Here is a 25,667-nt window from a genome sequence, read left to right as displayed (position 1 = left end):
GTGTCGCAACATCGGGCTGGGCGCAATCCGGACGGCGATCGTTTGCGAGGCGATCGTTCGAGGCGATCCCCGGCCGCGCCTTTGAGCCGGCGCGGACTGAGCCGGCGCGGGGATTCCCGCGCGTCCGCATCGCGCGGATAATAGCCACGCTGCACCCACAGCGCGGGCGACGCAGGCGGCACATCCGCACCGCACGGCGCCACGCATAACAACGACCGACCGGAGACAGAACATGGATATCGTGCGACGCCGCCTGAACGCGGCCGCGCTCGGCCTTGCCAGCATCGCCGTTGCGCCCAGGATCGCTTTCGCGGACGACAAGTGGCCGTCCAAGCCCATCCGCATCATCGTCCCCTTCGCCGCGGGCGGCGCCAACGACCTGCTCGGGCGTGCCGCGGCCGAAGGCATCGCGCAATACCTGAAGGCCAGCGTCGTCGTCGAGAACAAGCCCGGCGCCGGCGCCGTCATCGGCACCGACTACGTCGCGCGTGCCGACAACGATGGCTATACCTTCCTGATCAGCGGCGCCGGCGTGATCTCCAACAGCATGATCCGCAAGGTGCAATACCAGGACAGCGACCTGGTGCCCGTCGCCATGATCGGCCTGGCGCCGTCGGTCATCATCACGCCGGCCAGCTCGCCGTACGCCAACCTGAAGGACTTCGTCGAGGCGTCGAAGAAAAGCCACGGCGGCCTGCATTTTTCGACGGCGGGCACCGGCAGCACGCCGCACTTCGTCGAAGGCATCCTGACCACCGACTACGGCGCCAAGCTCGATCTGGTGCCGTACAAGAGCGGATCGGAATCCGTGTCGGCGGTGATAGGCGGCCAGGTGGACGCCACGTCCGAAGCCAGCATCGTCGTGCTGCCCATGATCCGCGCCGGCAAGCTCAAGGCCCTGGCCTGCACCTGGTCCGAACGCATCCAGGCCTATCCGGAGCTGTCCACCGCCGCCGAACAGGGCTTTCCGAAAATCAAGATCGCGCACTGGGCCGGCGTGCATGCGCCCAAGGGCACGCCCGACGCCATCCTGGACAAGATCGCCGCCGGCGTGGATCAGGCCATGAAGGACCCGGCCAACGTCAAGCGCCTGACGGAACTGGGCATCGAGCCGGTGGGCGGCACGCGCGCGGACTTCGTCAAATTCTGCGACGAAGAGCGCGCCAGATTGGGCGCCGTGGTCAAGGCGACGGGCATGCGGCAGGACTCCTGATCCTATCGCCTGGGCGCCTTGCTGACAGGTTCACGACAGCATCTTCGATAATGCATCGCGCCGCGGCTGCGAAGCCGCGACGCGGCGCGTAAGCGCCGTTGAATCGGTTAAATTACACGTCCCCACCAAGTCCCACGAACCAAGTCCACAAACCATAACTACTAAAAAGCATTACCCCCGGAGCACAGCAATGAACATCTCTCGTCGCCGTTTCAGTACGGCCGCCTTTGGCATGGCCGCCGTCGCCGCGACCCCGAAAATCGCCTTCGCGGACGACAAGTGGCCGTCCAAGCCCATCCGCGTCATCGTGCCGTTCGCGCCGGGCGGCGCCAACGACCTGCTGGGCCGCGCCGCGGCCGAAGGCATCGCCAAGAACCTGAACGCCCAGGTCGTCGTCGAGAACAAGCCGGGCGCCGGCGCGGTCATCGGCACCGACTATGTCGCGCGCGCCGACAACGACGGCTATACCTTCCTGATCAGCGCCGCCGGCGTGATCTCCAACAGCATGATCCGCAAGGTCCACTACAAGGACAGCGATCTGGTGCCGGTCGCCATGGTGGGCCTGGCGCCGTCCGTCGTGGTGGCGCCCGCGAACTCGCCCTACTCGACCCTGAAGGAATTCGTCGAAGCGTCCAAGCAAGGCCATGGCCTGCATTTCGCCACCGCCGGCACCGGCAGCACGCCGCATTTCGTGGAAGGCATCCTGGCCACCACCTACGGCGCCAAGCTGGACCTGATCCCGTACAAGAGCGGCTCCGAATCGGTCACCGCCGTGATCGGCAACCAGGTCGACGCGACGTCCGAGGCCAGCATCGTCGTGCTGCCCATGATCCGTTCCGGCAAGCTCAAGGCGCTGGCCTGCACGTGGTCCGAACGCATCAAGGCCTATCCGGAACTGAGCACCGCCGCCGAACAGGGCTTCCCCGAAATCAAGATCGCGCACTGGGCCGGCGTGCACGCGCCCAAGGGCACGCCTGACGCCATCCTGGACAAGGTCGCCAGCGCGGTGGACGCCGCGATGAAGGATCCGGCCAACGTCAAGCGCCTGACCGAACTGGGCATCGAACCCGTCGGCGGCACGCGCGCCGACTTCGTCAAGTTCTGCGACGAAGAGCGCGCGCGCCTGGGCGCGGTGGTCAAGGCCACCGGCATGCGCCAGGAAGACTGACGCGGCGTGAAGCCCGCGATCACACGCCTGTCCAGGCGTATCGACCCAGGCCCCGGCCTGGGTTTTTTGTTGCGCCGCGGCTGCGCGATTTATTCGATTTCGATATGGAATCGCTCGGAAATATATATTTGACGCACAGGCTGCGCGGGTCGCACCATAGATCGCCCATGTTCGCGGCGCCACCCGCGGCGCCCCAGGGTGAGACAGCTCCGCACGATTCACGAGCCCGCCGCAGCGCGGGCGCTACACCGGATGAGCCATGATCATCGATTGCCACGGACACTTCACCACCGCCCCGCCCGCCCTGGAAGCATGGCGCAAGCGCCAGATCGCTTCGATCAACGACGGCACGCCGGCGCCCAAGGCGTCGGAGCTGCACATCAGCGATGACGAATTGCGCGAGGCGATCGAGACCAATCAGCTGCGCATCATGAAGGAACGCGGCCACGACCTGACTGTGTTCAGCCCGCGCGCCAGCTTCATGGCGCATCACATCGGCGACTTCCAGGTGTCCTCGACCTGGACGGCGATCTGCAACGAGATGTGCTTCCGCGTCGCCTCGCTGTTCCCCGACCATTTCGTGCCGGCCGCCATGCTGCCGCAGAGCCCGGGCGTGGATGTCGCCACCTGCCTGCCCGAACTGAAGCGCTGCGTGGAGGAGTACGGCAACGTCGCCGTCAACCTGAACCCGGATCCTTCGGGCGGCCATTGGACCAGCCCGCCGCTCAGCGACCGCTACTGGTATCCGCTTTACGAAAAGCTGGTCGAGTACGACGTGCCCGCCATGGTGCACGTCAGCCAGAGCTGCAACGCCTGCTTCCACACGACGGGCGCGCATTACCTGAACGCCGACACGACGGCCTTCATGCAATGCCTGGACTCCGATTTGTTCAGCGACTTCCCGACGCTCAAGCTGGTCATCCCGCACGGCGGCGGCGCGGTGCCCTATCACTGGGGCCGTTTCCGCGGCCTGGCGCAGGCATTGAAGAAGCCCCTGCTGCAGGATCACCTGCTGAACAATATCTTTTTCGATACCTGCGTCTACCATCAGCCCGGCATCGATCTGCTGACGCGGGTCATTCCCATCGACAACATCCTCTTCGCCAGCGAGATGATCGGCGCGGTGCGCGGTATCGATCCGGAAACCGGGCACTATTTCGATGACACGCGCCGCTACGTATCGGCGGCCGACATCACGCCCGAAGCGCGCTACAAGATCTTCGAAGGCAACGCCCGCCGCGTCTATACGCGCCTGGATGCGCAACTGAAGGCGCGCGGACACTGAGCGCGCGGGTGGCGGTGGTTTGCAACGCGTCACGGCAAGGCGCGTCCGATTGGGTTACGCTGTCGAGTTCACCACGCCCACAGGAGATCGATCACATGGCCCAAGCCACCGCCCGCCACATTCTGGTTCCCACGGAACAGCAATGCAATGAACTGAAGACCGCCATCGAAGGCGGCGCCGATTTCGCGCAAGTCGCGCGTGAACATTCCCAGTGCCCTTCGGGCCGCGACGGCGGCAACCTGGGCACTTTCGGTCCCGGCCAGATGGTGCGTGAATTCGACGAAGTCGTGTTCAGCGCGCCCGTCAATGCCGTGCAAGGCCCGGTCAAGACCCAGTTCGGCTACCACCTGGTCGAAGTCACCGACCGCCGCTAGGCGCCGTGCAACCGCTGGCCGCCGTCACACAACGGCCAGCGGAACAGTCTTTGCTGGTTGATGCGACCTATCGACAGGGAGCATCCATGAACGACACCACGAATTCCAGACGCGCCGCCGCGCATGGCCGATTGGCCAATGGCCTCGGATGGTTCAGCATCGGATTGGGCATCGCCGAACTGGCCATGCCCCGAACCATCGCCCGCCTCTGCGGCGTCAAGCAGCATCCCACATTGGTGCGCCTTTACGGCGTGCGCGAAATCGCCACCGGCCTGGGTATCCTGAAATCGCAGGACGCCGCGCCCTGGCTCTGGGCACGGGTCGGCGGCGACGTGCTGGATATGGCCACCGTCACCGGCGACCGGAGCCGCCGCGCGACGATGTTGCGCACCGGCGCCACACTGGCCAACCTGGCCACGGTCGCCGCCGTCGATGTCTACGCCGCCAATGCATATCGCCGGCCGCCCCGCCACCGCGGCGTCGATTACCCGGACTACACGGATCGCAGCGGCTTCCCGCGGCCGGCCGACGAGATGCGCGGCAAGGCCAGGACGACGCCCGCCTGATCACTTGCCCGGCGTCAGCACCACCCTGAAGCGCGCCTTGCCGCTCATCATCCGATCGTAGGCTTCCGCCGCCCGCGACAGGGGATATTCCTCGATCATCGGCTTGACGCCCGACATGGCTGAAGGCCAGCGTTTCCTGCGAATCCGCCGCCGTGCCCGATGGCCAGCCCTGGACCGAATTGCGGCCCGAGATGAACTGCGTCACCGGCACTTCCACGGGTTCCTGGGAGATGCCGACCATGATCAGCTTGCCATTGCGCCCCAGGCCGCCCATCACGGCGCTCATGGCCTTGCCGCTGGTGACCGTCGCCAGCACGACCTTGGCGCCGCCCAGGCCGCGCAGCGTCTCGGCGACGTCCTGTGCCTCGCTGTCGATGTAGTGATGCGCCCCGAGCTGCAGCGCCAGCGGCGCCTTGTCCTGGCCGCGGGCGATCGCGACGGTCACGAAGCCCATCTGCCGCGCGAACTGCACGCCCAGATGGCCCAGCCCGCCGATGCCCAGGATGGCCACCACGTCGCCGGCGCGCGCGCCGCTGTTGCGCAAGGCGTTGAAGGTGGTGATGCCCGCGCAGAGCAGCGGCGCGGCGTCGACGTCCGACAGATCGTCGGGCATGCGCGCCAGGGCCTCCTGCGGCGCCACCATGTAGTCCGCATAGCCGCCGTCGTAGCTGATGCCCGGCACCAGCGCGGTCTGGCAGAGCACGAAATCGCCATGCCGGCAGCTGTCGCAATGGCCGCAATGCCCGCCATGCCAACCCACGCCCACGCGCTGCCCGACCCGCCAATCCTGGACGCCGCTGCCCAGCGTATCGATCACGCCCGCGATCTCGTGTCCCGGCACGCGCGGAAACTGCAAGCCGGGCCACAGCCCTTCTTTCGTGAAGGAATCGCTATGGCAGATCCCGCACGCCTGCACCTTGATCAGCACATGGCCCGCAGGCGGCTCCGGCACGTCGCGCTCGACGATTTCCAGAGGACCATGGGCTTTCGCTACCTGCACCGCCTGCATCTTGCGCATCGTTTTCTCCTGACGTTGAAGGAACGCTCCATCGCGAACAATAGCGTCATTCGCCCCCTACCCGTGTTAAAAACGTCCGCGAATCCAGCCTGCCTACTGCTTTCGTCGCCATACCCCATGATTGAAACACTTCGATTTGAACGATCCGGTGCACGCCGCAGGGCCGGGCATCGCAACAGGTGCAATGGGTCGATGACCCGCCGCTTGCGCATTTTGCCAAGTATGGGCTTGGCTTTGGCTTTGGCTTTGGCATCCAGTTTCCAGGCCCACGCCGCCCCAGCCGCTGCCACTGTGACGTCCAGCACGATGCTGGCCGCCGGCGTGCGCTATCAATTCCTGCAGCGCTGGGATATCGAGCGCCTGAATCGCATCCTCCAGGTCGATACGCCCGAGTTCGCCGCCATCCCGGCCACCTATACCCCCGCCCGCAACGCAGTGCTGCTCTACCGGGTCAGCTATCCATCGGTGATTCCGGAAAAAGGCAATCTGCCTACCATGGCATCGGGCCTGATCGCCGTGCCGGATATCCCGGCGGCCAGCCTGCCCATGGTGTCGTACCAGCACGGCACGGTGTACGGCAAGCAGCAGGTGCCGTCATATCCGGAACAATCGCCCGAAACCCAGCTGATGATCGCCCAGTTCGCCGGCCAGGGCTATGCGGTAATCGGCGCCGACTATTTTGGCCTGGGAGATTCGCCGGAGCCGGAGGGCTATATGGTCAAGGCCAGCCACCAGCAGGCCACCTACGACATGCTGGTGGCCTCGCGCGCGGTACTGGCCGACCTTAAACGGGACAGCGGCAAACTGTATCTGGCCGGATGGTCGCAGGGCGGCTTCGTCACCATGGCCTTGCTGGAAAGGCTGGAACACGCCGGCATTCCGGTGAGCGCCGCCGCCACGGCAAGCGCGCCCTTGGACGTATTCGTCGCGCTCAACGGCTTCCTGGATTTTCCGCGCAAGAACGACGCCGACTGGGTGAGCAGCCTGTTCATCCTTTCGTCCTTTTCCTTCGAGAATTATTACGGCGTGCCGGGCCTGGCCCGATCCGTCATCAATCCCGAGTATTACGAGGTATCGCGCAAGGCATACGCGCGCGAGCCCTTCGATCCCGCCGACATCCCGGCCGACCTGCACAAGCTGATACGCAAGGAATACTTCGACCCCCGGTTCTTCGCCGACTCCGCCTACGGCCGCCTGGTGGCGACTACGCAGGCATACCGCTGGGTGATCCGGACGCCGGTGCGCAACTACTACGGCGATACGGACGAGGCCATCAGCACGGGCCTGGGACAACTCGCCGCCACGTATCAGCACGCCATGGGCAGCGGCAATACGCGCGTCGAGGCCGTTTCCACTGGCGCCACTACCCACCGCGGAACCTTCGCGCGAGCCGTCCCGCGGTGGAAGACCTGGTTCGACAGCCTGCCAGAATGAGGCGTCGATCGAAACAAGGCCCGCGTCCGGATGGCCGTTTCTCCGACGGGGCCGGATGCTTCCCCGAAATCAATCCGTCTTGATATGCCGTTCACGGGCGATCCTGGTGTAGCGCTCGCGCTCGGACGCCAGGAAGGCGGCGAACTGCGCCGGCGTGCCGCCGACCGGTTCGACCCCCTGCTTGAGCAATAGATCCCGCGTGTCGGCCTGCTTCAATACCGCGTCGATATCGGCGGCCATCCTGTCGACCAGGGCCTTGGGCGTACCGGCGGGTACGTAGACGCCCATCCAGTTGGTGAAGCGATACCCTTTGAATCCAGGCAGCTCCGCCATCGCCGGTACGTTCGGCATGGCACCGGACCGCTTGTCACTGGTCACCGCCAGCACGCGCAACTGCCCGTTTTTTTCGTAGGGCACGGTGGGCGGCATGCCGACGATGCCGATGGGAATGTGGTTGCCCAGCAGGTCCGACACGGCCGGTGCGGCGCCTTTGTAGGGCACGTGCTGGATCGACGTCCCCGCCACCAGGTTGATGGACTCGCCGGCGAAGTTCATCGAACTGCCATTGCCGGGCGTTCCATATGACAGCGTCGTGCCGCCGCCCCTGGCTTGCTCGAGCAGCTCCTGCATGCTTTTCGCCTTGACCGCCGGGTTCACCGCGATGACCAGCGGCGTCTCGCCCGCCAGGGTGACGGGTTCCAGGTCGCGTTGCGGGTCGTAAGGCATCTTCTGCCCCGCGATCGGGCCGACCAGTACTTCGGCGGGCGACGCCACCAGCATCGTGTATCCGTCCGGCGCGCTTTTTACCACCGCATCCGCGCCGATCAGGCCGGAAGCGCCCGCGCGATTCTCCACCACGAAGGTCTGGCCGGTCTTCTTGGTCAACTGCTGCGCCAGCACCCGGGTCACGAAGTCCAGCCCGCCGCCGGCGGGATAGGCGACGATTACACGCACCGGGCGGTTGGGCCAGGCATCGGCCGCCTGCGCCGGCGCCGCCATCAGGCATGACAAGGCCGCGGCGAACAGAGCGCGGCTGAGCGACAGTCCGGCCTTATGGTGTATCCACTTCATGGTTTGTCTCCTTATCGTTATGTGGAAAACCGGCGTCGACGTGGCGAGTTCGCCGGAGGCGAAACCGGCCGCCATCCCTCGGCGCGAACCGCCTACTGGAAGTCCGCCGCCGTTCCTGGCGCCGGGGTAAAGCCGAGGTCGCCGCGCGCGATGACGGCATCCCGCCCACCGTTCTGCGCCAACAACTGCGCCTGGCGCTCCTTGGCGCGGCGATCGACCTGCTCCGGATCACACACCGCGTACAGCCGACGGCGGCACTCCTCCAACACCTGGGCATGGTGCGGGTCCCCCGCGAGATCCGTCAGTTCATCCGGGTCGCTTTCCAAGTCGAACAGCTGAGCGGGATACAGCGCGTAATGGATGTATTTGTAGCGTCCGTGCCTGATCGCGAAGGCACCGGACGTGGACCCCATCCCGTGGTACTCCGACAGGACGGTGCGGTCGGGACGGCTGCCGGCGGCGATGTCGCGCATGTCCACGCCCGGATGCGTGTCCCGCACCGTGGCGAAATCCACGCCGACACTGTTGACGATGGTGGGATAGCAATCGACATGGCTCACCGGGGTATCGATCACCTGGCCAGCCGGCACGTCCGAGCCGCGCATGATCAGGGGCACGCCGGCGATCTCGTCGAACATGGTGGACTTTCCCCACAATCCCCGTGCGCCCAGGTTGTCGCCGTGGTCGCTGGTGTACATGACGCGCGTATTCCCCGCCAGCCCGGATTCGTCAAGGGCCCGCAAGACCTTGCCGATGTTTTCGTCCAGGAAGGACACCAGCCCGAAATAGCCGGACAAGGCGCGCTTGACGTCCTTTTCCGATTCGAAGTAATCGTCGTAGCAGAAACTTGCGGCGTAATCCCGCAAGTAGGGATGGCCGGGCCGCTGCTCCCGCGCGTACAGCTTGGGCATCGGCAGGTCCTGGTCCCAATAGCGGTAATAATGCTCCGGCGGCGCCGTGAGAGGAAAATGCGGGGCGACGAACGACACGAACAGCACCCACGGCTTGTCGTGCGCGCGCGTCGCCTGCTCGCGCAGCCAGACCTGGGCCCGAGCGCAAATTTCCCGGTCATAGAAGGTGTAGGAGGTTTCGCCAGGGCCCGCCATGGCGGCCATCTTCTTGGCGCCGCCGCGGCGCGGCAGGTCTTCCCGGATCAGGCCCATCAGGTCGCCCTTGCCTTCCAGGATGTGCATGGGAATCTGTTCCTGGGTGAATCCATGGTCCTCGCCCGGCTGCCGGAAATGCAGCTTCCCTATCGACACCACCTCATGGCCGCGCTCGCGCAGGACATGATGCCAGCTCGGCACACTGCCGTCATAGGCGTCGGCGTTGTCCCAGAAGCCGATCTGGTGGATGTACTTGCCGCAGGCGAAGCCGGCACGCGCGGGAATGCAGACCGGGCTGGTCGTATAGGCGCCCGTGAACCGGGTTCCCGAAGCCGCCAGCGCGTCCAGATTCGGTGTCTGCACGACCGGATGTCCCGAACATCCCATTACCTTCGGGTTGTGTTCATCGGACATAATGACAAGCAGGTTTTCCACGCTCATGTGTTGCTCCACCCAATTGATGTTTAATTACTCTATTACTATATAGTATTAAAGCAATGGACCAAGATCAAGCCTCGATCGGCGCGGACCTTCAACGCCGGCTCGACCACTATGTCCGTCCTGGGATTCCCAAGTACATGGCGATGCGGGATGCGATCGCCCATGCGGTCGCCGAAGGCGCGTGGTCGCCCGGCCTGCGCCTGCCCACCGAGATCGAATGGGCGGCCACGCTGCCCCTGAGCATCGGCACGATCCAGCGCGCCCTGCGCATGCTCGTGGACGAAGGCATCATCGTGCGGCAACAAGGCAATGGCACATTCGTCTCGGGCCAGCCGGACGAATCCATGCACGCGCCCCTGCACTGCCGCTTCATCGACGACAGCGGTGCGGGATACCTGCCTGTGTACCCGAAGATCAGCGGCCGCTACGATGTCGAGCAGGCCGGCCCATGGAGCGAACACCTGCGCTGCCCCCGGACGCTGTGCATAGAACGCGTGCTGGCGATCGGCGACGAGTTCTCGGTGTTTTCTCGTTTCTATGCCGATCCGCAACGGCTGTCGGCCTTCCACGCCCTGCCCTTGAAGAAACTGGCGACGGAAAACTTCAAGGAACTGATCATGCGGGAAACGGCCCAGGCGATAGGACGCATGGACCAATACCTGTCGACCCGGCGGTTCGAGCCCGCGATCTGCAAGATGATCGGCGTGCGGGCCGGCGTCACGGGGCAGCGCCTGGATATCCGCGCCTATGTCGGCAAAGGCAGCCCGGTCTATTACCAGGAGCTCTTCATCCCCCCCAACGAGCGCGTATTGCATCTCGCCCGCGATGGCCGCGACCACGGCCTGGCGGAACGCTGAGGCGGCCGCCGGCGGCCAGCGCCTGGCCCGGCGGACGCGCACAGGGAACGTTCAGCGGGACGGCGCCTGCCTTTGCAGCACCGTGGTATAGCTGAATCGGTCGGCCGGATGCAGGCTGACGGCGACTTCGAACAGCTTGTCCGACTGGTCGTAGTATTGGCGCACGAATTCCAGCGCATGGGCATCGGGCGCCGTGCCCAGGGACTGCGCGATCGCGGCGGGCACGCCCACCGCGCGCACCGTCTGGCGGATTTCCTTGACCACGCGGCCGGTGGCCTGGCAGATCAGGTCGCAGACCAGCGCCTGATGATTGTCTTCCATGGCGCGGCGTATGCGCGGCCCGAGGTCCTGCGGCACGTACAGGTGCGACCACGCCAATGGATAATCCGGCGACAGCGGATTGGTCCGCGAGGTCTGGATGTGCGTCCACCGGCTGCCCGGCGGCAGGCCCAGGCGGTCCGCCAGCGCCATGTCGACCACGATGCCGCGCGCGCTGTGCACCACGCGTTCCGTATCGGCGCCGTACTGCACCAGTTCTTCGACGGTGGAAATGGTGGGGCCGTATTCGGTGGCACGCGGCGCGGAGGCTTCCACGCGGGTACCGGCGCGCTTGCGCCGCGTAATCAGGCCCAGGGTCTGGATGCGTTCCAGCGCCACCCGTACGGTGCCGCGGCTGACGCCGTACTTGCCCGCCAGGTCGATTTCCGACGGCAGGCTGCCCCCAACGGGATAGACACCGTCGGCGATGTCCTTGATCAGCGTCCTGGTCAGTTCAGCGTAACGCGGCTCCATCGGACGTCGCGACCCTTTCATGCGTTTCGGACCCGGCATTGTATATCGCGAACCTGTGCACCGAGCCCCCGTGCGCGTCCAGCGCCACGGTCACCGGCATGTCGCGCACCTGGAATTCGTAGATGGCCTCCATGCCCAGGTCGGCGAAGGCCACCACGCGCGCCGCGCGCACCGCCTGCGAAACCAGATAGGCGGCGCCGCCCACCGCGATCAGGTAGGCGCCGCCCGCCCGCGCGATGGCCGCGGCCGCCTGTTCGCCCCGCTCCGCCTTGCCTATCGACACCAGCAGCCCGGTGCTTGCCATCAGTGCCGGCATGAACTTGTCCATGCGGTTCGACGTGGTGGGCCCGGCCGGCCCCACGGCTTCGCCCGCCACCGGGTCCACCGGCCCGACGTAGTAGATGGCGCGGTTGCGCAGATCCACCGGCAAGGGTTCGCCGCGTTCCAGCATGTCCGCCAGCCGTTTGTGGGCGGCGTCGCGTCCGGTCAGCAAGGTGCCGGACAGCAGCAGCGTTTCGCCCGCGCGCCATTGCGCCACGTCGTCGCGCGTCAGGCTGTCGAGATCGACGCGGCGGCCCTCGTCCAGCGGCAAGGCGTCGGGCAGGCCGTCCCACAGCGCAGGATCGGGCGGCTCCAGCCGCGCCGGTCCCGAGCCGTCCAGGTCGAACGAGACGAAGCGCGTGGCCGCGCAGTTGGGGACCATCGCCACCGCCTGCAGCGCGGCATGCGTGGGTGCCTCCGCGACCTTCACGTCCAGCACGGTCAGGTCGCCGCCCAGTCCCTGCGCGCCGATGCCGAGCGCATTGATGCGCTCGTACAGCGCCAGGCGCAGCGATTCGGCCGGCGTACAGGCGCCGCGCGCGCGCAGCATGTCGATATCGATAGGCTCGAACAGCGCGCGCTTGGCGATGAACATGGCCTGCTCCGGCGTGCCGCCCACGCCTATGCCCAGGCTGCCGGGCGGGCACCATCCCGCGCCCATGCCGGGCAGTTGCCCGACCACCCAATCGGCCACGGAATCGCTGGGATTCAGCATCGTGTAGCGCGCCTTGACGTCGCCGCCGCCGCCCTTGGCCGCGACCGTCAGCCGCAGTCCATCGCCTTCGACCAGCTCCACGTGCAGCACGGCCGGCGTGTTGTCGCGGGTGTTGATGCGTTTGCCCAAGGGTTCGCGTATGACCGACGCCCGCAAGGGATTGTCCGGCCAGCCATAGGCGCGCGCGACGGCACGATCGGCCAGCGCCTGCAGCGTGGGCGTCGGCTTGCCCGGCTCGCCGCGGATGCGGGCATCCATGCCCAGGCGCGCATACACGTGCACCACGCCCGTATCCTGGCAGATGGGCCGGTGCGCGCGCGCGCTCAGGCGGCTGTTGATCAGGATCTGCAGCATGGCGTTGCGCGCGGCGGGCCGGGTCTCGGCCTCATAGGCGCGGCGCAGGGCCACGACGAAATCCGCCGGATGGTAATAGCTGACGAACTGCAGCGCATCGGCGATGCTGGTGACGATGTCTTCGGCGTGGATGTCGCGCATGTGTGCTGAAGGGCGGAACGTGGAATGGCGGGACGTGGCCGCCGCGATGGTCGTTCCGGGACGCGCGGCGGCGCCCCGAAAGCCGGCCTACTGCTTCGGTATCCCGGCCTGTTCGATGACACCGGTCCAGCGTTTCACCTCATCGGCGGTGTAGGCCTGGAATGCCGCCGGCGCGTACTGGCCCGCATCCAGCAACTGGATCCCCTGCTCCGTCATCTTGCCGGTGAAGTCCTTGTCCTTCAAGGCCTGCTGCCAGGCGGCGTACAGCGTATCGATGGCCTGGCGCGGCGTACCCTTGGGCGCGTACAGGCCATACCAGGTCGACGCCTCGAAGCCCGGCACCGCGCTGGACGCCAGGGTCGGCACGCCGGGAAACTGCGGCATCTGCGCGGTCGACGTCAAGGCCAGCGCGCGTATCTTGCCGCCACGGGTTTGCGGCAGGGCCGTGTTGGTCTGGTCGAACATGGCGTCCACCTGCCCGCCCATCAGGTCGTTCATCGCCGGTCCCGCCCCTTTGTACGCAATGGGCGTGATCTGGATGCCCGCCTGCGCGGCGAACATGGCGGCCACCAGATGCGAGGTCGACCCGACTCCGGCATTGCCGAAGTTCAGCTTGCCGGGATTCGCGCGGGCGTAGTCCACCAGCGACTTCACGTCCTTCTGCGGGGATCCTGCGCCCACCAGCAGCACCAGCGGCGTATCCGGGAAGCGGAACACCGCCTCGAAATCCTTGACCGGGTCGTACTGCAGGCGCTGGTACAGCGAAGGCGCCGCCGCCATGTAGCCGACGTGCCCGACCAGGAAGGTGTAGCCGTCGGGCGTCGACTTGGCCGCCTTGGCCGCGCCTATGGTGCCGCCCGCGCCGGCGACGTTCTCGATCAGGATGGTCTGCTTGAGCTCCTGCCCGACCCGGTTGGCGATATTGCGCGCCATGGCGTCGGTCGGACCGCCCGCCGCGAAAGGCACGATCCAGGTGATGGCATGCGATGGATAGTCGGCGGCGGCAGCGCTGCCGCTGATGCCGGCGTACAGGGCGCAGGCCGCGGCGATAACCTTGAATTTCATGTCTCCTCCAGGTTTTATATGTCTGTATAAATATTAATGTATATACATACTAGCCATGCCGGGATTTGCCTGTCAACGCCGCGCCGCCCTCCACAGCGGCCCGGCCGGTGGCACCCACGGGCGGCCGGCGCTGCTTAATCCGTGCAGCCACATCCGCTGTATGCCCCGCCAGGACCGCTTTGCGTAGAACCCCCTTTTCCCCTGGCGCTCGCGGTCCGCTTTCCGCTAAAAAACAAAATCCTTCGGGCTAGTCCGTTTCTCCGGCGCATGGCGGATCCACCCGCCGCCGCGCGCGATTTCCAAGGTGTTCCAGATGCACTATCGCCATCCGCATATCGGCCTCGCCTTCGACATGCCGGACGAATGGGAACTGGACGACGCGGACATGTCCCGCGCCGGTTTCGTGCTTGCCCTGCGCCTGGGCGATACGCGCCTGATGCTCCAGATAGAGCCCTCGCAGGGCAGCGCGCCGGCGCGTCTGGCGGCCATGCAGCAGCAACTGGAAGCGGCGCGGGCGGCCTACATCGGCCCCTGCCCCGCGCCGTCCTTCGGCAGGTCGCGCGATATCGTGGCGCTGCGGTTTTTCATCGGCGGCAGCCAGCAGCGCTGGCTATCGATCAGCCACGAAGGCCACGACTACACGATCAGCCATACCGACGACTGGCAGGACGTCGCGGCGGCGGTCGACCGGATGTGCGCGTCCTTCGTGTTTCCGCCGGCGGATCGCCTGCGCCATGCGCTGCGTGTCACCCAGGGCGCGTCCCCGCGCACGGCGCCGCCGGCCATGCTGTTTCAGCCCCGGCAGCGCGAGGCCGCCCCGTGGACGGCCTGGCTGCAACGCGTCGGCGAGCGGCTGCGCCGCGCCCACTTGACCCGGACTCAGGGATAACCGCAGTACGTCCGGCGCCCGGATGACGACGATAGGCGATCTCTTCGGTGTTATAAGAAACGCGCTTGCCCGCATACCTGCCGCACGATCCAGACGCACAGGCAGAGGCGGCGCAGGCGCATAAACATCTGACCGTGGACATTGCCTTGGATCAGGCGTCTCCGCGGCCAGTACATAAACGACACGGAGACAGCACCATGAAGTTCCTTACTTCCATCGCGGTGGTCTTATCGGGCCTGACATTGGCCGCCGGTTGCGCGCGGGCGCAAGGTTCCGGCACGGCCAACTATCCGGACCATCCGATCAAACTGGTCGTGGGCTATGCGCCAGGAGGCGGCAACGACGTCGCGGCGCGGCTGATCGCCAAGGAGCTCAGCCCCATTCTGGGCCAGCCCATCGTGGTGGAAAACCGGCCCGGCGCGGGCACCAATATCGGCGCGTCCTACGTGGCGCGCTCGGCGCCGGACGGCTATACGCTGACCCTGTCGTCGACGGCGCTCGCGGTGAACGTGACGCTATACCCCAAGCTCGACTACGACGCGGTCAAGGACTTCGAGCCCATCGCGATCTTCGCGGAAGCCCCCAACCTGCTGCTCGTCAATCCCAAGCTGCCGGTCAATTCGGTGGCCGAGCTGATCGCCTATGGCAAGAAGCATCCCGGCAAGCTGAACTTCTCGTCGGCGGGCAGCGGCAGCACCCAGCACCTGGCCGGCGAGCTGTTCAAGACGAAGGCGGGCATCACCGCCACGCACGTGCCCTACAAGGGATCCGCGCCGTCGTTGACGGCGGTCATCAGCGGCGAAGCCGACTTCACGTTCGTCAATATCCCGAGCAGCAAGCAGCTGATCGAAAGCGGCCAGGTCAAGGCGCTGGCCATCACCAGCGCCAAGCGCTTCCCCGCCGTGCCCAACATCCCCACCATGGCGGAAGCGGGCGTCCAGGGCATGGAAGTCGCCACCTGGTATTCGATCCTGGCGCCGGCCCGTACGCCCCGCCCCATCATCGACAAGCTGAACAAGGCAGTGAACCAGGCCGTCTCCAAGCCGGAATTCCGCAAGCAGCTGGAAGATCTGGGCACCGCCCCCATGACGGAGTCGCCGGAATTCTTCAAGAAATTCCTGGCCGACGAGATCGACCGCTGGCGCGTGATCGTGCAGCAATCCCACGCCACGGTGAACTGATTACTTCTTGGTATTGCCGCCCAGGGCGCCCAGTCCCGGCGGCGCGGCGGCGGCGCCGGACTGCGAGCTGGCGCCGCTGCTGGACGAAGGCGGCGGCGTATCCGAGGATTTGTTGCAGGCGGTCAGCGCGACCGCCATCATCAAGGCTGCGATTGTCGTTTTCATGGTCGAGGTCTCCTTGCAGAAAACCGCCCGCGGGCGGCGTACCCCCCTCGACCTGCAAGGTATATGCCGCGTGCTTACATTTGCCTGGAAGCCGGGGTCGCATCGACGTCCAGGACCAGCGTGGGGCGGAAGCCTTCCTGCTCGCCCTTGGATGCATATCCCAGCGGGTTGGATACGATCCGGCAGCCATCCTGCACGTAATCGACAGCATGGTGCAGATGGCCATGCAGCCACATCCGCGCCTGCGGGATCAACTCGTCCAGGCTGTTGCAGAAGCCCGCGGTGCCCGGCGTCAGTCCATAGCGGGGATCGGCGCTCGCCAGCGTCGGGGCAAAGTGGGTCACCGCCACCGTCGGGCCATCGAAGGGCTCGGCCAGCGCGGCGCGGAGCCAGGCCTGGCAGACCAGCGAATGTTCGCGCAGTTCTTCCGCCATGAAAGGCAGCCCGCCGCGCGTCGTCCGCGCTTTTTCCAGGTAGAAGTTCGCCGCGCGGAAAGCCTTGCCGCGCTTGCTCAGGACCTGGGTCAGCGTATCGCCCGGCCTGGCCATGGCGTCGAAATCGGTCCATAGCGTCGTGCCCACCAGGCGCACGCCATCGATCACCCGCGTTTCGCGCTCCAGCCAGGCGATGCCCAGGCGGTCGCAGACCGCGCGCAGGCGATCGTGTGCGGCGTCGAAATCATGCGCGTCGTATTCGTGGTTGCCGGGCAGGTAGACGACCGGCACCGGCCAACGGTCGCGTGGCGCAAACCGTTCCAGCCCGAAATCGTCGCCGGTCAGCCTGGAGCCCGCCTGGTAGGAGCCGATGTCGCCCGCCAGGATCAGGAGATCGGCATCGGGCGCCGGCGTCGGCGTGAAGTCCGCATTCGTTTCAAGGTGCAGGTCGGAGAGCAGTTGAATCTTCATGCGACTAGCGTACCGCAAGGCGCGTAGACGCCATTTGCCGGCCTGGCCCGGCCGGCTCGCGGGGGCCTGGCACGCGCAGGGCCGGCGCGGCTCAGGCGCGCCCCATGACCGGCAGGCGGAAGCCGCCGTGCAGGCGCTGCGTCAACGTCAGCAGCAGCACCAGGTTCAGCACGTTCGCCGCCAGGCCCAGCGTGAAGGCGGGGTCGTAGCTGCCGTAGCGGTCGTACAGGAAGCCCGCCACCCAGCCGCCGGTGGCCATGCCGGAACCGGTCATCAGCAGCATCGAGGGCACGCGCCAATACGCCTCCCGCGACGGGAATATCGCGCGGACGGACAGGACGTAGGCCGGGATCAAGGCGCTGAATCCCAGGCCGTAGACGAGCGAAACGGTGAACAGCCCGAATTGCTGGGTCACGTACAGATAGCCCGACACCGACACCATCTGCATCACGGAACTGATCAGGGCCGTGCGCACGCCGCCTATCCGGTCGGAGATCAGGCCCCAGGCCTGGCGGCTCAGGAAGGCCACCGCCAGCAACATCGACAGCATGGCCGCGCCCACCGTGGCCGGCAGGCCGCGATCGGTGCACAGCGCCACCAGATGGCCCTGCGGCATGGCCATGGGCACGCAACACAGGAAGCCCGCGGCGCCCAGCAGGACGAACACCGTGTTGGGCCGCATGCCGGCGATCCGGCCGGTGTGGCCCGCGGCGGCCGGCCCGGCCGCGGCGCCAGGCGCCGGCGGCGGCCGCAGGAAGATCAATGCCAGCGTCGTCACCAGCGCCACCTGGACCAGCCCATAGCCGACCATGGCGGCACGCCAGCCGTAGCGATCGATGACGGATTCGAAGATGACCGGCCATACGATGCCGGCGACGTAATTGCCGCTGGACAGCAGCGCGAGCGCGGAGCCGCGCCGCCGCTCGAACCAATGGCTGACGTAAACGTAGAGCGGCGCATTCAGGCCGGCCAGTCCCAGCAGGCCGATGAACAGGCCGTGGCCCAGGTACAAGGCCCAGGATTCGCCGATGCTCGAGATCGCCAGTCCCGTGAAGACCGATAGCGACCCGCCTATCACCGTCCAGCGCACGCCGAAACGATTGGCCACCCGCCCCATGACGATGCCGCCCACCGCGGACCCCAGCCACGCCAGCGAACTGCCCAATGCCGGCACCGATCGCGCGCCGCCCATATCGGCGGCGATGGCCTTCAGCCCCACCACGGAAATCAAGGGCCCGCCAAAGGACATGCCCAGGCAGATCAGCGCCATGGTGGCGACGATCCACGATCGTCGCGAGTCCAACAGTCCATCCGACTGCGAGCCGCCATCGGGCGTTCGTTTGTCCGGCGCGGTCTTCGACTGCCCGGTCTGGGGCTGTTGCCGCCCCTGGTCTTGTGTCTCCATGGACGGGACTATAAAGCAAGGCCCCCGGGCCCGAAACTTGCTGACGAAACACCCCTCATTCTTCCTGTCCCCGAGACACGGCAAGCCGCGCGCGACAGGGCCGGCGCGATGGCGAAAACGACACGCCGCGAGTGCTATCCTAGCGCCCTGCCAACCGGCACCGAGTCACCCAACGCAACGGAGCGATCTGGTGCCGCAAGAAGAATCGCAAGCCTCCTCCACGCAGTGGGATCTGGACCGCTGCGCCCAGGAACCCATACGTATTCCCGGCGCCGTGCAGCCGTACGCCGCGCTCCTGCTCCTGTCGGCCGATACCCTGGAAGTGCTCACCCGCAGCGCCAATGTCGTGGACGTACTCGGCACGGACGTGCCGCCGGGGCGGCCCCTGCAACAGGTCATCAACAAGACTGCCCTGAACGAACTCATGCAGGCGCTGCAGACATGGAAAGGCGATGAAGACGCCACCCTGTCGGCCGCGATGTACCTCGGCGATCGCTGCATCCACGTTTCCGGGGCGCGCACGCCGCAGGGACTGCTGGTGGAATTGGAGCCCGACAGGATCGAACAGAGCGTCACCCTGGACGCGCTGTATCCGCGCCTGCGCACGCTGCTGGACGAAATCCAGCCGGCCGGGCAGCCTGAACCGATCCTGCAGCGCGCCGTGGAGGAAGTACGCCGGCTGACCGGCTTCGACCGAGCGCTGGCCTACCGTTTCGATAGCGACGGCCACGGCACCGTGGTGGCGGAAGACGGCAACGGCGCCCTGCCTTCCTATCTGGGGCATCGCTTCCCGGCCTCGGATATTCCTCCGCAGGCCCGCGCGCTTTACTGCCAGAACCGGGTGCGCCTGATTCCCGACGCCAACTACCAGCCGGTCGCGCTGGAACCGGCCCTGCTGGGGCCCACGCGCGAGCCGGTCGACCTGACCGCGGCCAATTGGCGCAGCGTTTCGCCTGTCCACCTGGAATATATGCGCAACATGGGCACGGGCTCGTCGATGTCCGTGTCGGTGGTCATCGACGGCGACCTGTGGGGCCTGATTTCCTGCCACGGCAAGGAAGCCCGCCTGGTGGGGCCGCAGATACGCGCGGCCTGCGAATTCCTGGGCCGCATCGTCGCGCACCACATCGGTTCGCATGAGCGCATCGCCGAACACGCGCACCGCATCGAACTCAAGAAAATCGAGATCGAGCTGGTCGAACTGCTGTCCCGCACGGATACGCTGCTGGACGGCTATCTCGAACGTTCGCCGGCCTGGACCCGCTTGCTGGGCGCCCATGGCGCGGCACTGGTGTGGCAAGACGAGGTCCACACCATGGGCAATACCCCGTCCAAGGCGCAGATCCTGAAGATCGCCGACTGGCTGCACGCCAACGACGTCGAGCAGTCCTATCACACGGACCGCCTGCCGCTGGTCTGGCCGGAGGCCGTCGCATTCGCGGAAGTCGCCAGCGGCCTGGCGGCCGCCTCGATCTCCAGCCTGCGCACCGGCTACCTGATGTGGTTCCGCCCGGAAGTCATACGCACCGTGCAGTGGCGCGGCGATCCCCGCAAGCCGGTGGATCCGGCCTCCGGGCGGCTGCATCCACGCAAGTCCTTCGAGTTGTGGCAGGAAGAACTGCGGGGACGCGCGACGCCCTGGCGCCAATCCGAAATCGACGCGCTGTCGGATTTCCGGACCGTGGTGGTCAACCTCATCCTCAAGCGGGCGGAGGAACGCGCCGAGCTCAGCGAACAACTCGAACGCAGCAACGTCGAGCTGGAATCCTTTTCCTATTCGGTATCGCATGACCTGCGGGCGCCCTTCCGCCATATCGCCGGCTTCGCCGAACTGCTGAAACAGCGCGAGACCGGCCTGGACGCCACGTCCAGCCGCTATATCGAGAACATCATGCGCGCCGCCGTCATGGCCGGCAGACTGGTGGACGACCTGCTGCGCTTCTCGCACCTGGGCCGGGCGGCGTTGAACAGCTCCGAGCTGAACATGAACAAGCTGGTGGCGGAAGTCCGCCAAGCGGTTGAATTGACGCTGCCGGACAGGAAAGTACAGTGGCGCATCGACGACCTGCCCAAGTCCTGGGGCGACCCGCAATACATCCGCCAGGTCTGGTACAACCTGCTGGAAAACGCGGTCAAATATTCGAGCAACCAGCCCGAGTCCATCGTCACGGTCGGCGGGCAGAATTGCGGTACATTCACCCTATTCACCGTTGCCGACAACGGCGTGGGTTTCGACATGGCGTACGCCGGCAAGCTCTTCGGGGTTTTTCAGCGTCTGCACAGGTTGGAAGACTTCGACGGCACCGGCATCGGATTGGCCCTGTGCAAACGCATCATCGAAAAGCATGGCGGTTGGATCAAGGGCGAAGGCGTCGTCGACCAGGGCGCAAAGTTTTCCTTCGCGTTGCCCAATGCGTGAACGTGCAGGGCTTTAGAAAATTGAAATGAACGATCTGCGGCCTATCCTGCTGGTAGAAGACAATCCCAACGATATCGAGCTGACGCTGACGGCGCTCAGGCAGTGCAATATCGCCAACGAGGTGGTCGTGCTGCGCGACGGCGCCGAAGCCCTCGATTACGTGTATCGCCGTGGCGCCCATGCCGGGCGTCCCCCGGGCGATCCCTCGGTCATCCTGCTCGACCTGAAGCTGCCCAAGGTGGATGGGCTGGAAGTGCTGGAACGCATCAAGTCCGACAACGACCACAAGCAGATCCCCGTCGTGATGCTGACCTCGTCCAGGGAAGAAAAAGACCTGGTGCACAGTTACCAGTCGGGCGTCAATTCCTTCGTCGTCAAGCCGGTCGAATTCTCGGAGTTCTTCGAGGCGATCCGCAATCTCGGCATGTTCTGGGCCATCCTGAATCAACCGCCTCCGCCGCGCCGCAACGGCAAATCGCGCGCCGACGGCCGGGAACTGCCTTGATCCTGCTGCTCGAGGATAACGACCTGGACGCCGAGTTGATGATGCATCATCTGGCGGACGCGTTGCGCGACAGGCCCCTGCGGCGGGTGCACGACAGGCGGACCTACGCCCAGGCCCTGGAAGAAGGCGGAATCTCGCTGGTCATCTCCGACTTCTCGCTGCCGGACATCGACGGCTGGGAAGCCTTGTCCATGGCGTCGCGCAAGCTGCCGGAAGTGCCCTTCATCTTCGTGTCCGGCGTCATCGGCGAAGACCTCGCGGTCAAGGCGCTGAAGACCGGCGCCACCGACTACGTGCTCAAGCAGCGGCTGGACAGGCTGGGCGGCGCCGCGCGCCGCGCCCTCTCGGAAGCCGAGGACCGGCGCGAACGGCGCCGCGTCGAAGTCGCGCTGCGCGATAGCGAAGTGCGCTTCCGCGCGCTGTCCGACTCCGCGCCCGCCCTGATCTGGGAAACGGACGCCAGCGGCAAGGTGGTCTTCGTCAACCGGCACTACGAAGTCATGTTCGGCCTGCCCTCCAGCGAACTGCTGGGCCAGGGCTGGTATCGCGTCGTGTATGAACCGGACATGTCCGCGCTGATCAAGGCTTTCGACGAAGCCGTGCGCGAACAGAAGCCTTTGCACATCGAACTTCGCGTGATCGACGCACAGCGTCGCCTGCGCTGGCTCGATTGCCGCGGGGTGCCGCGCTTCGACGGCATGGGACGCTTCCTGGGCCTGACCGGCACCAATATCGACGTCACGGACGCCAAGCTGGCGCGCGACGAACTGGAACAGATCGTGCAGAGCCGCACGGCCGAACTGCTGCGGACCAACGAACGCCTGCTGCAGGAAATGCGCCAGCGGGCCGATTCGGACGCCGCGCGGGCCCAGGCCGAGGAACAGCTGCGCCAGGCCCAGAAGATGGAAGCCTTCGGACAGTTGACCGGCGGCGTCGCGCACGACTTCAACAACTTCCTGACGGTCATCCTCGGCAACCTGGAAACGCTCGAGCGGCAGTTGCTGGGCACCGCCGGCAAGCTGGACCTGCGACGCATCGAAACCGCGCTCGGCCACGCCAAGCAGGGCGCGCAGCGCGCGGCCGTGCTGACGCAGCGCCTGCTGGCCTTCGCGCGGCGCCAACCGCTGCAGCCCAGCAGCGTGAACGTCAACGAGCTGATCTCCGCGACGGCGGAAATGCTGACCCGCATGCTGGGCGAAGCAATCGACCTGCGCAACGACCTGCAAGACGATATCTGGCCTGCCCATATCGACCCGCACATGCTGGAAAGCGCGCTGCTGAACCTGGCGGTGAACGCGCGCGACGCCATGCCGGACGGCGGCCAGATCGTCATTCGAACCTGCAACACCAAGCTGGACGAAAGCACGCCCGGCCTGGACGCCGAGCCTGGCGATTACGTCCGCATCAGCCTGTCGGATACCGGCACGGGCATACCCGAAGACCTGATCGAAAAGGTGTTCGAACCCTTCTTCACCACCAAGGACATCGGCGTCGGCACGGGCCTGGGACTGAGCCAGGTCTACGGCTTCGTCAAGCAATCGGGCGGCTATGTCACGATCGACAGTGCCGTCGGCGTCGGCACCACCGTCCATATCTATCTGCCGCGCCAGGTCGGCGCGCAGGTCAGCGCCGGCGAACGGGTCCACGACGGTGCCCTGCCCCTGTCGACGCATGGCGAGGCCATCCTCGTCGTGGAAGACGACGAGGCGGTGCGCGCGCATTCGGCCGCGGCCCTGACCGAGCTCGGGTACGAGGTGCTTCAGGCCGGCGATGCCATGGCCGCCCTGGAACGGCTGGGCGCACGCGACGATATCGCGCTGCTGTTCACGGACATCGGCCTGCCCCGCGGCATGAACGGCCGCGACCTGGCCGAGGCCGCGCGCGCCATCCGGCCGGGCCTGCGTGTGCTGTATACGTCCGCCTACGCGGAAGGCACGCTGACCCATGACGGCAAGCTGCCGCCCGACGTCGCGCTCTTGCCCAAACCCTTCACTTTCAACGCCCTGGCGCAGCGCGTGCGTGAAATCCTCGACCAGCCCGCGCCGCGGCCGCCGCGCCCGGATTCCGCCGACGTCGCGCCTGGGGGCGTATCGCAACCGGGCACGGCGACCGGGGCACGAACTGCCCGGGTGTTGATCGTGGAAGACGACGAGCTGGTGCGCGAACTGGCGACGGAAGCGCTGATGGAATTCGGCTATGAGGTCGCCGAGGCCGCCACGGCCGCGCAGGCCCTGTCGGCCATGGAAAGCGGCGCCGCTGACGTGGGCGCCGCCATCGTGGACCTCGGCCTGCCCGATATGCCGGGCAAGGAGCTCATACGCCGGCTGGCCGAACGGCATCCGGGGCTGCCCATCATCGTGGCCAGCGGCTACGGGCAGGTCGAACTGGACGCCGCCATGCCCGCCGCGACGCGCGTGGCCTTCGTGCAGAAGCCTTACGAACTGGACGGGCTGTACAAGGCGCTGAAGAACCTGGGCGTCACGCCTGCCTGATCAATCCCTGCCGGCTTGGCCCTGGCGCCGCAGCCAGTCCGCCAGGCTGTCGAAGGCGTCCCGGGCGCCGGCGACGGCCTCGTCCAGGTCCGCCTGGCTGCGCAGCGCTTCGGGCAGGAAGGCCGTGAAATCCTTCCATAAGGCGCCCAGCTCCGCGCCATAGCCCTCCATGTAGTGGAACTCGCGATCCGGCCACGCCTGCCGCAGCTGCTTGGCCATCATCCGGCCGCCCAGTTGCGAACCTTCGATGACGTACATGACGCCCGCGTCGTAGGCGCGTGAGCGGCCGACCGACGGCAAGCGGTCGCAGGCGGCGGCAACGGGTACATGTTCCCCCAGGGCGCGCGCCGCCGCCAGGTCCCGGTCGATGCGCGCCGACTTGTCGCGGCGCGCCTGGGGCTGCAACGATGCGGGCCAGTCCCTTGCCCATAGCGCATCTTCCACCGGCCGCAGCCAGCCGCCCAGCGCGGCGATATAGGCCACGTAGTCCGCATAACCGGCATCGGCCGCGCCGATGCGCAGCGAACCGTCCAGGCGTTCGTGGCGCTCGCGCGTGGCGTCTTTCAGGGTGGCGTGCACATCCATGAAGCAGATTTCCCGACCGCAGTATCGACAGCGGCCATGATAGCGGAGCCGCGCCGTCCCCGCTTGACTGATATTGGCATATGCAACTAAATTGCCGTCATGCATCGCCGTACTGGCGTGCGCGAGCCGCGCATCGCATGGATCGCCGGCGGATGAGTTGGAGAACAGCATGAAGATACTGGTTGTCGGCGCCGGCGCCATCGGCGGCTACTACGGCGCGCGCCTGCTCGAAGCAGGCGCGGACGTGACCTTCCTGGTGCGGCCGCGGCGCGCGGCGTTGCTGGGCGAACATGGGCTGCGCGTGCACAGCGCGCTGGGCGATTACGCCGGCCCGGTGCGCGCCGTGACCCGCGACGCGCTGACCGCGGCCTACGACCTGGTCCTGCTCAGCTGCAAGTCTTATGACCTGGACGACGCCGTCGCCGATATCGCGCCCGCCATGGGCGGGTCCGCCGCCATCCTGCCTTTCCTGAACGGCATGTCGGTCTACGACGCGCTGGACGAACGCTACGGACGCGAGCGGGTGCTGGGCGGCGTGGCCTACATCGCCACCATGCTGGACGCGGATGGCGCGATCCGCCATTTCGGCGCCAATGACGTGGTGCAGATCGGCCCCCGCGCACCGGCCGCGCGCGGCGTGGCGGAAGCGGCGTACGCCTTGTTCGCCCGTTCGCCCGGCAACCGCGCGCTGGCTGGCGATATCGAACAGGCCTTGTGGAACAAGTGGGTGATGCTGGCCTCGGGCGCGCTGATGAACTGCCTGATGCGCGGGACCATTGCCGACATACTCGCGACCCGGGATGGCCGCGAGTTGATGGTGCAGGCCATGCGGGAATGTAGCGCGGTCGCCGTGGCGGAAGGCCACGCGCTGTCCGACGACGAAATGCAGCGCCTGGGCGCGCGCTTGCTGGACGACAAGTCCACCTGGGCGGCGTCGATGATGCGCGACATCGCCCAGCGCGCGCCCAGGCTGGAGGCCGACGCCATCGTCGGCGACATGATCGTGCGCGCCGAACGCCATGGCATCGCGGTGCCGCTCGTGCGGACGGCGTATTGCGCGCTGCAGGTCTACGCCGGACAGCGCGAGACGGGCGACGTGGCGGCGGGCCTGACGCGGTAAGGCGTGCGCGGGACCATGCGGCAAGCCTGACGCACTGAGCGATGCGCAGGCAGAGGCGGCGGCCGGTCGATGTGATCGGC

At 66.5% G+C, this 25,667-nt stretch carries 22 protein-coding genes and 1 pseudogene; 13 read left to right on the top strand and 10 right to left on the bottom strand.

Annotation, left to right across the window (positions count from 1 at the left end; translation table 11 throughout):
- Positions 1 to 232: 232 nt before the first annotated feature.
- The 5 genes from CAL26_RS12995 (at position 233) to CAL26_RS12975 (ending at position 4,606) form a co-directional block, all read left to right on the top strand.
- Positions 233 to 1,213 (top strand): Bug family tripartite tricarboxylate transporter substrate binding protein, encoded by a 981-nt coding sequence (locus CAL26_RS12995; protein WP_094847331.1) that lies wholly within the window; start codon positions 233 to 235, stop codon positions 1,211 to 1,213.
- Between the two features lie 190 nt (positions 1,214 to 1,403).
- On the top strand, positions 1,404 to 2,381 hold the full coding sequence (locus CAL26_RS12990; protein WP_094847330.1) for a tripartite tricarboxylate transporter substrate binding protein: 978 nt from the start codon (positions 1,404 to 1,406) through the stop codon (positions 2,379 to 2,381).
- A gap of 259 nt (positions 2,382 to 2,640) precedes the next feature.
- Positions 2,641 to 3,666 (top strand): amidohydrolase family protein, encoded by a 1,026-nt coding sequence (locus CAL26_RS12985; RefSeq protein WP_094847329.1) that lies wholly within the window; start codon positions 2,641 to 2,643, stop codon positions 3,664 to 3,666.
- 95 nt (positions 3,667 to 3,761) lie between these two features.
- Positions 3,762 to 4,040: a peptidylprolyl isomerase gene (locus CAL26_RS12980; RefSeq protein ID WP_094847328.1), complete on the top strand. Its 279-nt coding sequence runs from the start codon at positions 3,762 to 3,764 to the stop codon at positions 4,038 to 4,040.
- A gap of 86 nt (positions 4,041 to 4,126) precedes the next feature.
- Entirely contained in the window at positions 4,127 to 4,606 is a 480-nt protein-coding gene (locus tag CAL26_RS12975; protein ID WP_094847327.1) for a hypothetical protein, read from the top strand.
- On the opposite strand, the pseudogene CAL26_RS12970 reads toward CAL26_RS12975, so the two are convergent.
- Positions 4,607 to 5,624, bottom strand: a pseudogene (locus tag CAL26_RS12970) (alcohol dehydrogenase). It abuts the gene before it with no gap.
- Between the two features lie 291 nt (positions 5,625 to 5,915).
- On the opposite strand from CAL26_RS12970, the gene CAL26_RS12965 reads away from it, so the two are divergent.
- The gene (locus CAL26_RS12965) at positions 5,916 to 7,058 is read left to right on the top strand and encodes an alpha/beta hydrolase family protein (RefSeq protein ID WP_256988395.1); all 1,143 of its coding nucleotides are present in this window, start codon (positions 5,916 to 5,918) and stop codon (positions 7,056 to 7,058) included.
- A 69-nt stretch (positions 7,059 to 7,127) separates the two neighbouring features.
- Here CAL26_RS12965 and CAL26_RS12960 read toward each other — a convergent pair whose 3' ends face one another.
- Positions 7,128 to 8,129 carry a Bug family tripartite tricarboxylate transporter substrate binding protein gene (locus CAL26_RS12960; protein WP_094847326.1) on the bottom strand — a complete coding sequence of 334 codons (1,002 nt, stop codon included), beginning with the start codon at positions 8,127 to 8,129 and terminating at the stop codon, positions 7,128 to 7,130.
- Between the two features lie 92 nt (positions 8,130 to 8,221).
- The gene (locus CAL26_RS12955) at positions 8,222 to 9,676 is read right to left on the bottom strand and encodes a sulfatase-like hydrolase/transferase (protein ID WP_094847325.1); all 1,455 of its coding nucleotides are present in this window, start codon (positions 9,674 to 9,676) and stop codon (positions 8,222 to 8,224) included.
- Positions 9,677 to 9,732: 56 nt separating this feature from the next.
- Here CAL26_RS12955 and CAL26_RS12950 point away from each other — a divergent pair, with 56 nt between their 5' ends.
- On the top strand, positions 9,733 to 10,533 hold the full coding sequence (locus CAL26_RS12950) for a GntR family transcriptional regulator (RefSeq protein ID WP_094847324.1): 801 nt from the start codon (positions 9,733 to 9,735) through the stop codon (positions 10,531 to 10,533).
- Between the two features lie 51 nt (positions 10,534 to 10,584).
- On the opposite strand, the gene CAL26_RS12945 is transcribed toward CAL26_RS12950, so the two are convergent.
- The 3 genes from CAL26_RS12945 to CAL26_RS12935 form a co-directional block, all read right to left on the bottom strand.
- Positions 10,585 to 11,325, bottom strand: coding sequence for a GntR family transcriptional regulator (locus CAL26_RS12945; RefSeq protein WP_094847323.1), 741 nt, complete (start codon positions 11,323 to 11,325; stop codon positions 10,585 to 10,587).
- Positions 11,306 to 12,856, bottom strand: coding sequence for a fumarate hydratase (locus CAL26_RS12940; protein WP_094847322.1), 1,551 nt, complete (start codon positions 12,854 to 12,856; stop codon positions 11,306 to 11,308). The genes CAL26_RS12945 and CAL26_RS12940 overlap by 20 nt, the downstream gene beginning before the upstream one ends.
- 87 nt (positions 12,857 to 12,943) lie before the next feature.
- Positions 12,944 to 13,921, bottom strand: coding sequence for a Bug family tripartite tricarboxylate transporter substrate binding protein (locus CAL26_RS12935; protein ID WP_094847321.1), 978 nt, complete (start codon positions 13,919 to 13,921; stop codon positions 12,944 to 12,946).
- 313 nt (positions 13,922 to 14,234) lie between these two features.
- Between CAL26_RS12935 and CAL26_RS12930 the strand changes: the two genes are divergently transcribed.
- Together CAL26_RS12930 and CAL26_RS12925 are read left to right on the top strand one after the other, a co-directional pair.
- Entirely contained in the window at positions 14,235 to 14,810 is a 576-nt protein-coding gene (locus CAL26_RS12930; protein WP_143277424.1) for a hypothetical protein, read from the top strand.
- Positions 14,811 to 15,007: 197 nt separating this feature from the next.
- Positions 15,008 to 15,991 carry a tripartite tricarboxylate transporter substrate binding protein gene (locus CAL26_RS12925; RefSeq protein ID WP_094847319.1) on the top strand — a complete coding sequence of 328 codons (984 nt, stop codon included), beginning with the start codon at positions 15,008 to 15,010 and terminating at the stop codon, positions 15,989 to 15,991.
- Here CAL26_RS12925 and CAL26_RS28335 read toward each other — a convergent pair whose 3' ends face one another.
- From CAL26_RS28335 to CAL26_RS12915, 3 genes are all read right to left on the bottom strand, one after another.
- Positions 15,992 to 16,156 (bottom strand): hypothetical protein, encoded by a 165-nt coding sequence (locus CAL26_RS28335; protein ID WP_157792972.1) that lies wholly within the window; start codon positions 16,154 to 16,156, stop codon positions 15,992 to 15,994.
- 74 nt (positions 16,157 to 16,230) lie between these two features.
- Positions 16,231 to 17,061, bottom strand: a complete 831-nt coding sequence (locus tag CAL26_RS12920) for a metallophosphoesterase (protein ID WP_094847318.1) — start codon at positions 17,059 to 17,061, stop codon at positions 16,231 to 16,233.
- 91 nt (positions 17,062 to 17,152) lie between these two features.
- Entirely contained in the window at positions 17,153 to 18,466 is a 1,314-nt protein-coding gene (locus CAL26_RS12915) for an MFS transporter (RefSeq protein WP_094847317.1), read from the bottom strand.
- A gap of 190 nt (positions 18,467 to 18,656) precedes the next feature.
- Here CAL26_RS12915 and CAL26_RS12910 point away from each other — a divergent pair, with 190 nt between their 5' ends.
- The 3 genes from CAL26_RS12910 to CAL26_RS12900 are packed head-to-tail and all read left to right on the top strand — an operon-like array spanning position 18,657 to position 23,882.
- A complete protein-coding gene (locus CAL26_RS12910; protein WP_218831546.1) occupies positions 18,657 to 20,885 on the top strand; it encodes an ATP-binding protein in 2,229 nt (742 codons plus the stop codon).
- A 25-nt stretch (positions 20,886 to 20,910) separates the two neighbouring features.
- The gene (locus tag CAL26_RS12905; protein ID WP_094847315.1) at positions 20,911 to 21,390 is read left to right on the top strand and encodes a response regulator; all 480 of its coding nucleotides are present in this window, start codon (positions 20,911 to 20,913) and stop codon (positions 21,388 to 21,390) included.
- Positions 21,387 to 23,882, top strand: a complete 2,496-nt coding sequence (locus CAL26_RS12900; protein WP_094847314.1) for a response regulator — start codon at positions 21,387 to 21,389, stop codon at positions 23,880 to 23,882. The genes CAL26_RS12905 and CAL26_RS12900 overlap by 4 nt, the downstream gene beginning before the upstream one ends.
- Here CAL26_RS12900 and CAL26_RS12895 read toward each other — a convergent pair whose 3' ends face one another.
- Positions 23,883 to 24,467, bottom strand: coding sequence for a biliverdin-producing heme oxygenase (locus CAL26_RS12895; protein WP_094847313.1), 585 nt, complete (start codon positions 24,465 to 24,467; stop codon positions 23,883 to 23,885).
- Between the two features lie 169 nt (positions 24,468 to 24,636).
- Here CAL26_RS12895 and CAL26_RS12890 point away from each other — a divergent pair, with 169 nt between their 5' ends.
- A complete protein-coding gene (locus CAL26_RS12890; RefSeq protein WP_094847312.1) occupies positions 24,637 to 25,587 on the top strand; it encodes a ketopantoate reductase family protein in 951 nt (316 codons plus the stop codon).
- The last annotated feature ends 80 nt before the right edge of the window (positions 25,588 to 25,667 follow it).

The organism is Bordetella genomosp. 9 (genome assembly GCF_002261425.1).
GTDB lineage: Bacteria > Pseudomonadota > Gammaproteobacteria > Burkholderiales > Burkholderiaceae_B > Bordetella_C.
This window is presented reverse-complemented; position numbering and strand designations above follow the sequence as displayed.

What these genes read in the sequence shown, in the direction of transcription:
- CAL26_RS12995 (WP_094847331.1), top strand. Translation starts at nt 233, where the DNA reads ATGGATATCGTGCGACGCCGCCTGAACGCGGCCGCGCTCGGCCTTGCC.
- CAL26_RS12990 (WP_094847330.1), top strand. Translation starts at nt 1,404, where the DNA reads ATGAACATCTCTCGTCGCCGTTTCAGTACGGCCGCCTTTGGCATGGCC.
- CAL26_RS12985 (WP_094847329.1), top strand. Translation starts at nt 2,641, where the DNA reads ATGATCATCGATTGCCACGGACACTTCACCACCGCCCCGCCCGCCCTG.
- CAL26_RS12980 (WP_094847328.1), top strand. Translation starts at nt 3,762, where the DNA reads ATGGCCCAAGCCACCGCCCGCCACATTCTGGTTCCCACGGAACAGCAA.
- CAL26_RS12975 (WP_094847327.1), top strand. Translation starts at nt 4,127, where the DNA reads ATGAACGACACCACGAATTCCAGACGCGCCGCCGCGCATGGCCGATTG.
- CAL26_RS12960 (WP_094847326.1), bottom strand. Translation starts at nt 8,129, where the DNA reads ATGAAGTGGATACACCATAAGGCCGGACTGTCGCTCAGCCGCGCTCTG.
- CAL26_RS12955 (WP_094847325.1), bottom strand. Translation starts at nt 9,676, where the DNA reads ATGAGCGTGGAAAACCTGCTTGTCATTATGTCCGATGAACACAACCCG.
- CAL26_RS12950 (WP_094847324.1), top strand. Translation starts at nt 9,733, where the DNA reads ATGGACCAAGATCAAGCCTCGATCGGCGCGGACCTTCAACGCCGGCTC.
- CAL26_RS12945 (WP_094847323.1), bottom strand. Translation starts at nt 11,325, where the DNA reads ATGGAGCCGCGTTACGCTGAACTGACCAGGACGCTGATCAAGGACATC.
- CAL26_RS12940 (WP_094847322.1), bottom strand. Translation starts at nt 12,856, where the DNA reads ATGCGCGACATCCACGCCGAAGACATCGTCACCAGCATCGCCGATGCG.
- CAL26_RS12935 (WP_094847321.1), bottom strand. Translation starts at nt 13,921, where the DNA reads ATGAAATTCAAGGTTATCGCCGCGGCCTGCGCCCTGTACGCCGGCATC.
- CAL26_RS12930 (WP_143277424.1), top strand. Translation starts at nt 14,235, where the DNA reads ATGCACTATCGCCATCCGCATATCGGCCTCGCCTTCGACATGCCGGAC.
- CAL26_RS12925 (WP_094847319.1), top strand. Translation starts at nt 15,008, where the DNA reads ATGAAGTTCCTTACTTCCATCGCGGTGGTCTTATCGGGCCTGACATTG.
- CAL26_RS28335 (WP_157792972.1), bottom strand. Translation starts at nt 16,156, where the DNA reads ATGAAAACGACAATCGCAGCCTTGATGATGGCGGTCGCGCTGACCGCC.
- CAL26_RS12920 (WP_094847318.1), bottom strand. Translation starts at nt 17,061, where the DNA reads ATGAAGATTCAACTGCTCTCCGACCTGCACCTTGAAACGAATGCGGAC.
- CAL26_RS12915 (WP_094847317.1), bottom strand. Translation starts at nt 18,466, where the DNA reads ATGGAGACACAAGACCAGGGGCGGCAACAGCCCCAGACCGGGCAGTCG.
- CAL26_RS12905 (WP_094847315.1), top strand. Translation starts at nt 20,911, where the DNA reads ATGAACGATCTGCGGCCTATCCTGCTGGTAGAAGACAATCCCAACGAT.
- CAL26_RS12895 (WP_094847313.1), bottom strand. Translation starts at nt 24,467, where the DNA reads ATGGATGTGCACGCCACCCTGAAAGACGCCACGCGCGAGCGCCACGAA.
- CAL26_RS12890 (WP_094847312.1), top strand. Translation starts at nt 24,637, where the DNA reads ATGAAGATACTGGTTGTCGGCGCCGGCGCCATCGGCGGCTACTACGGC.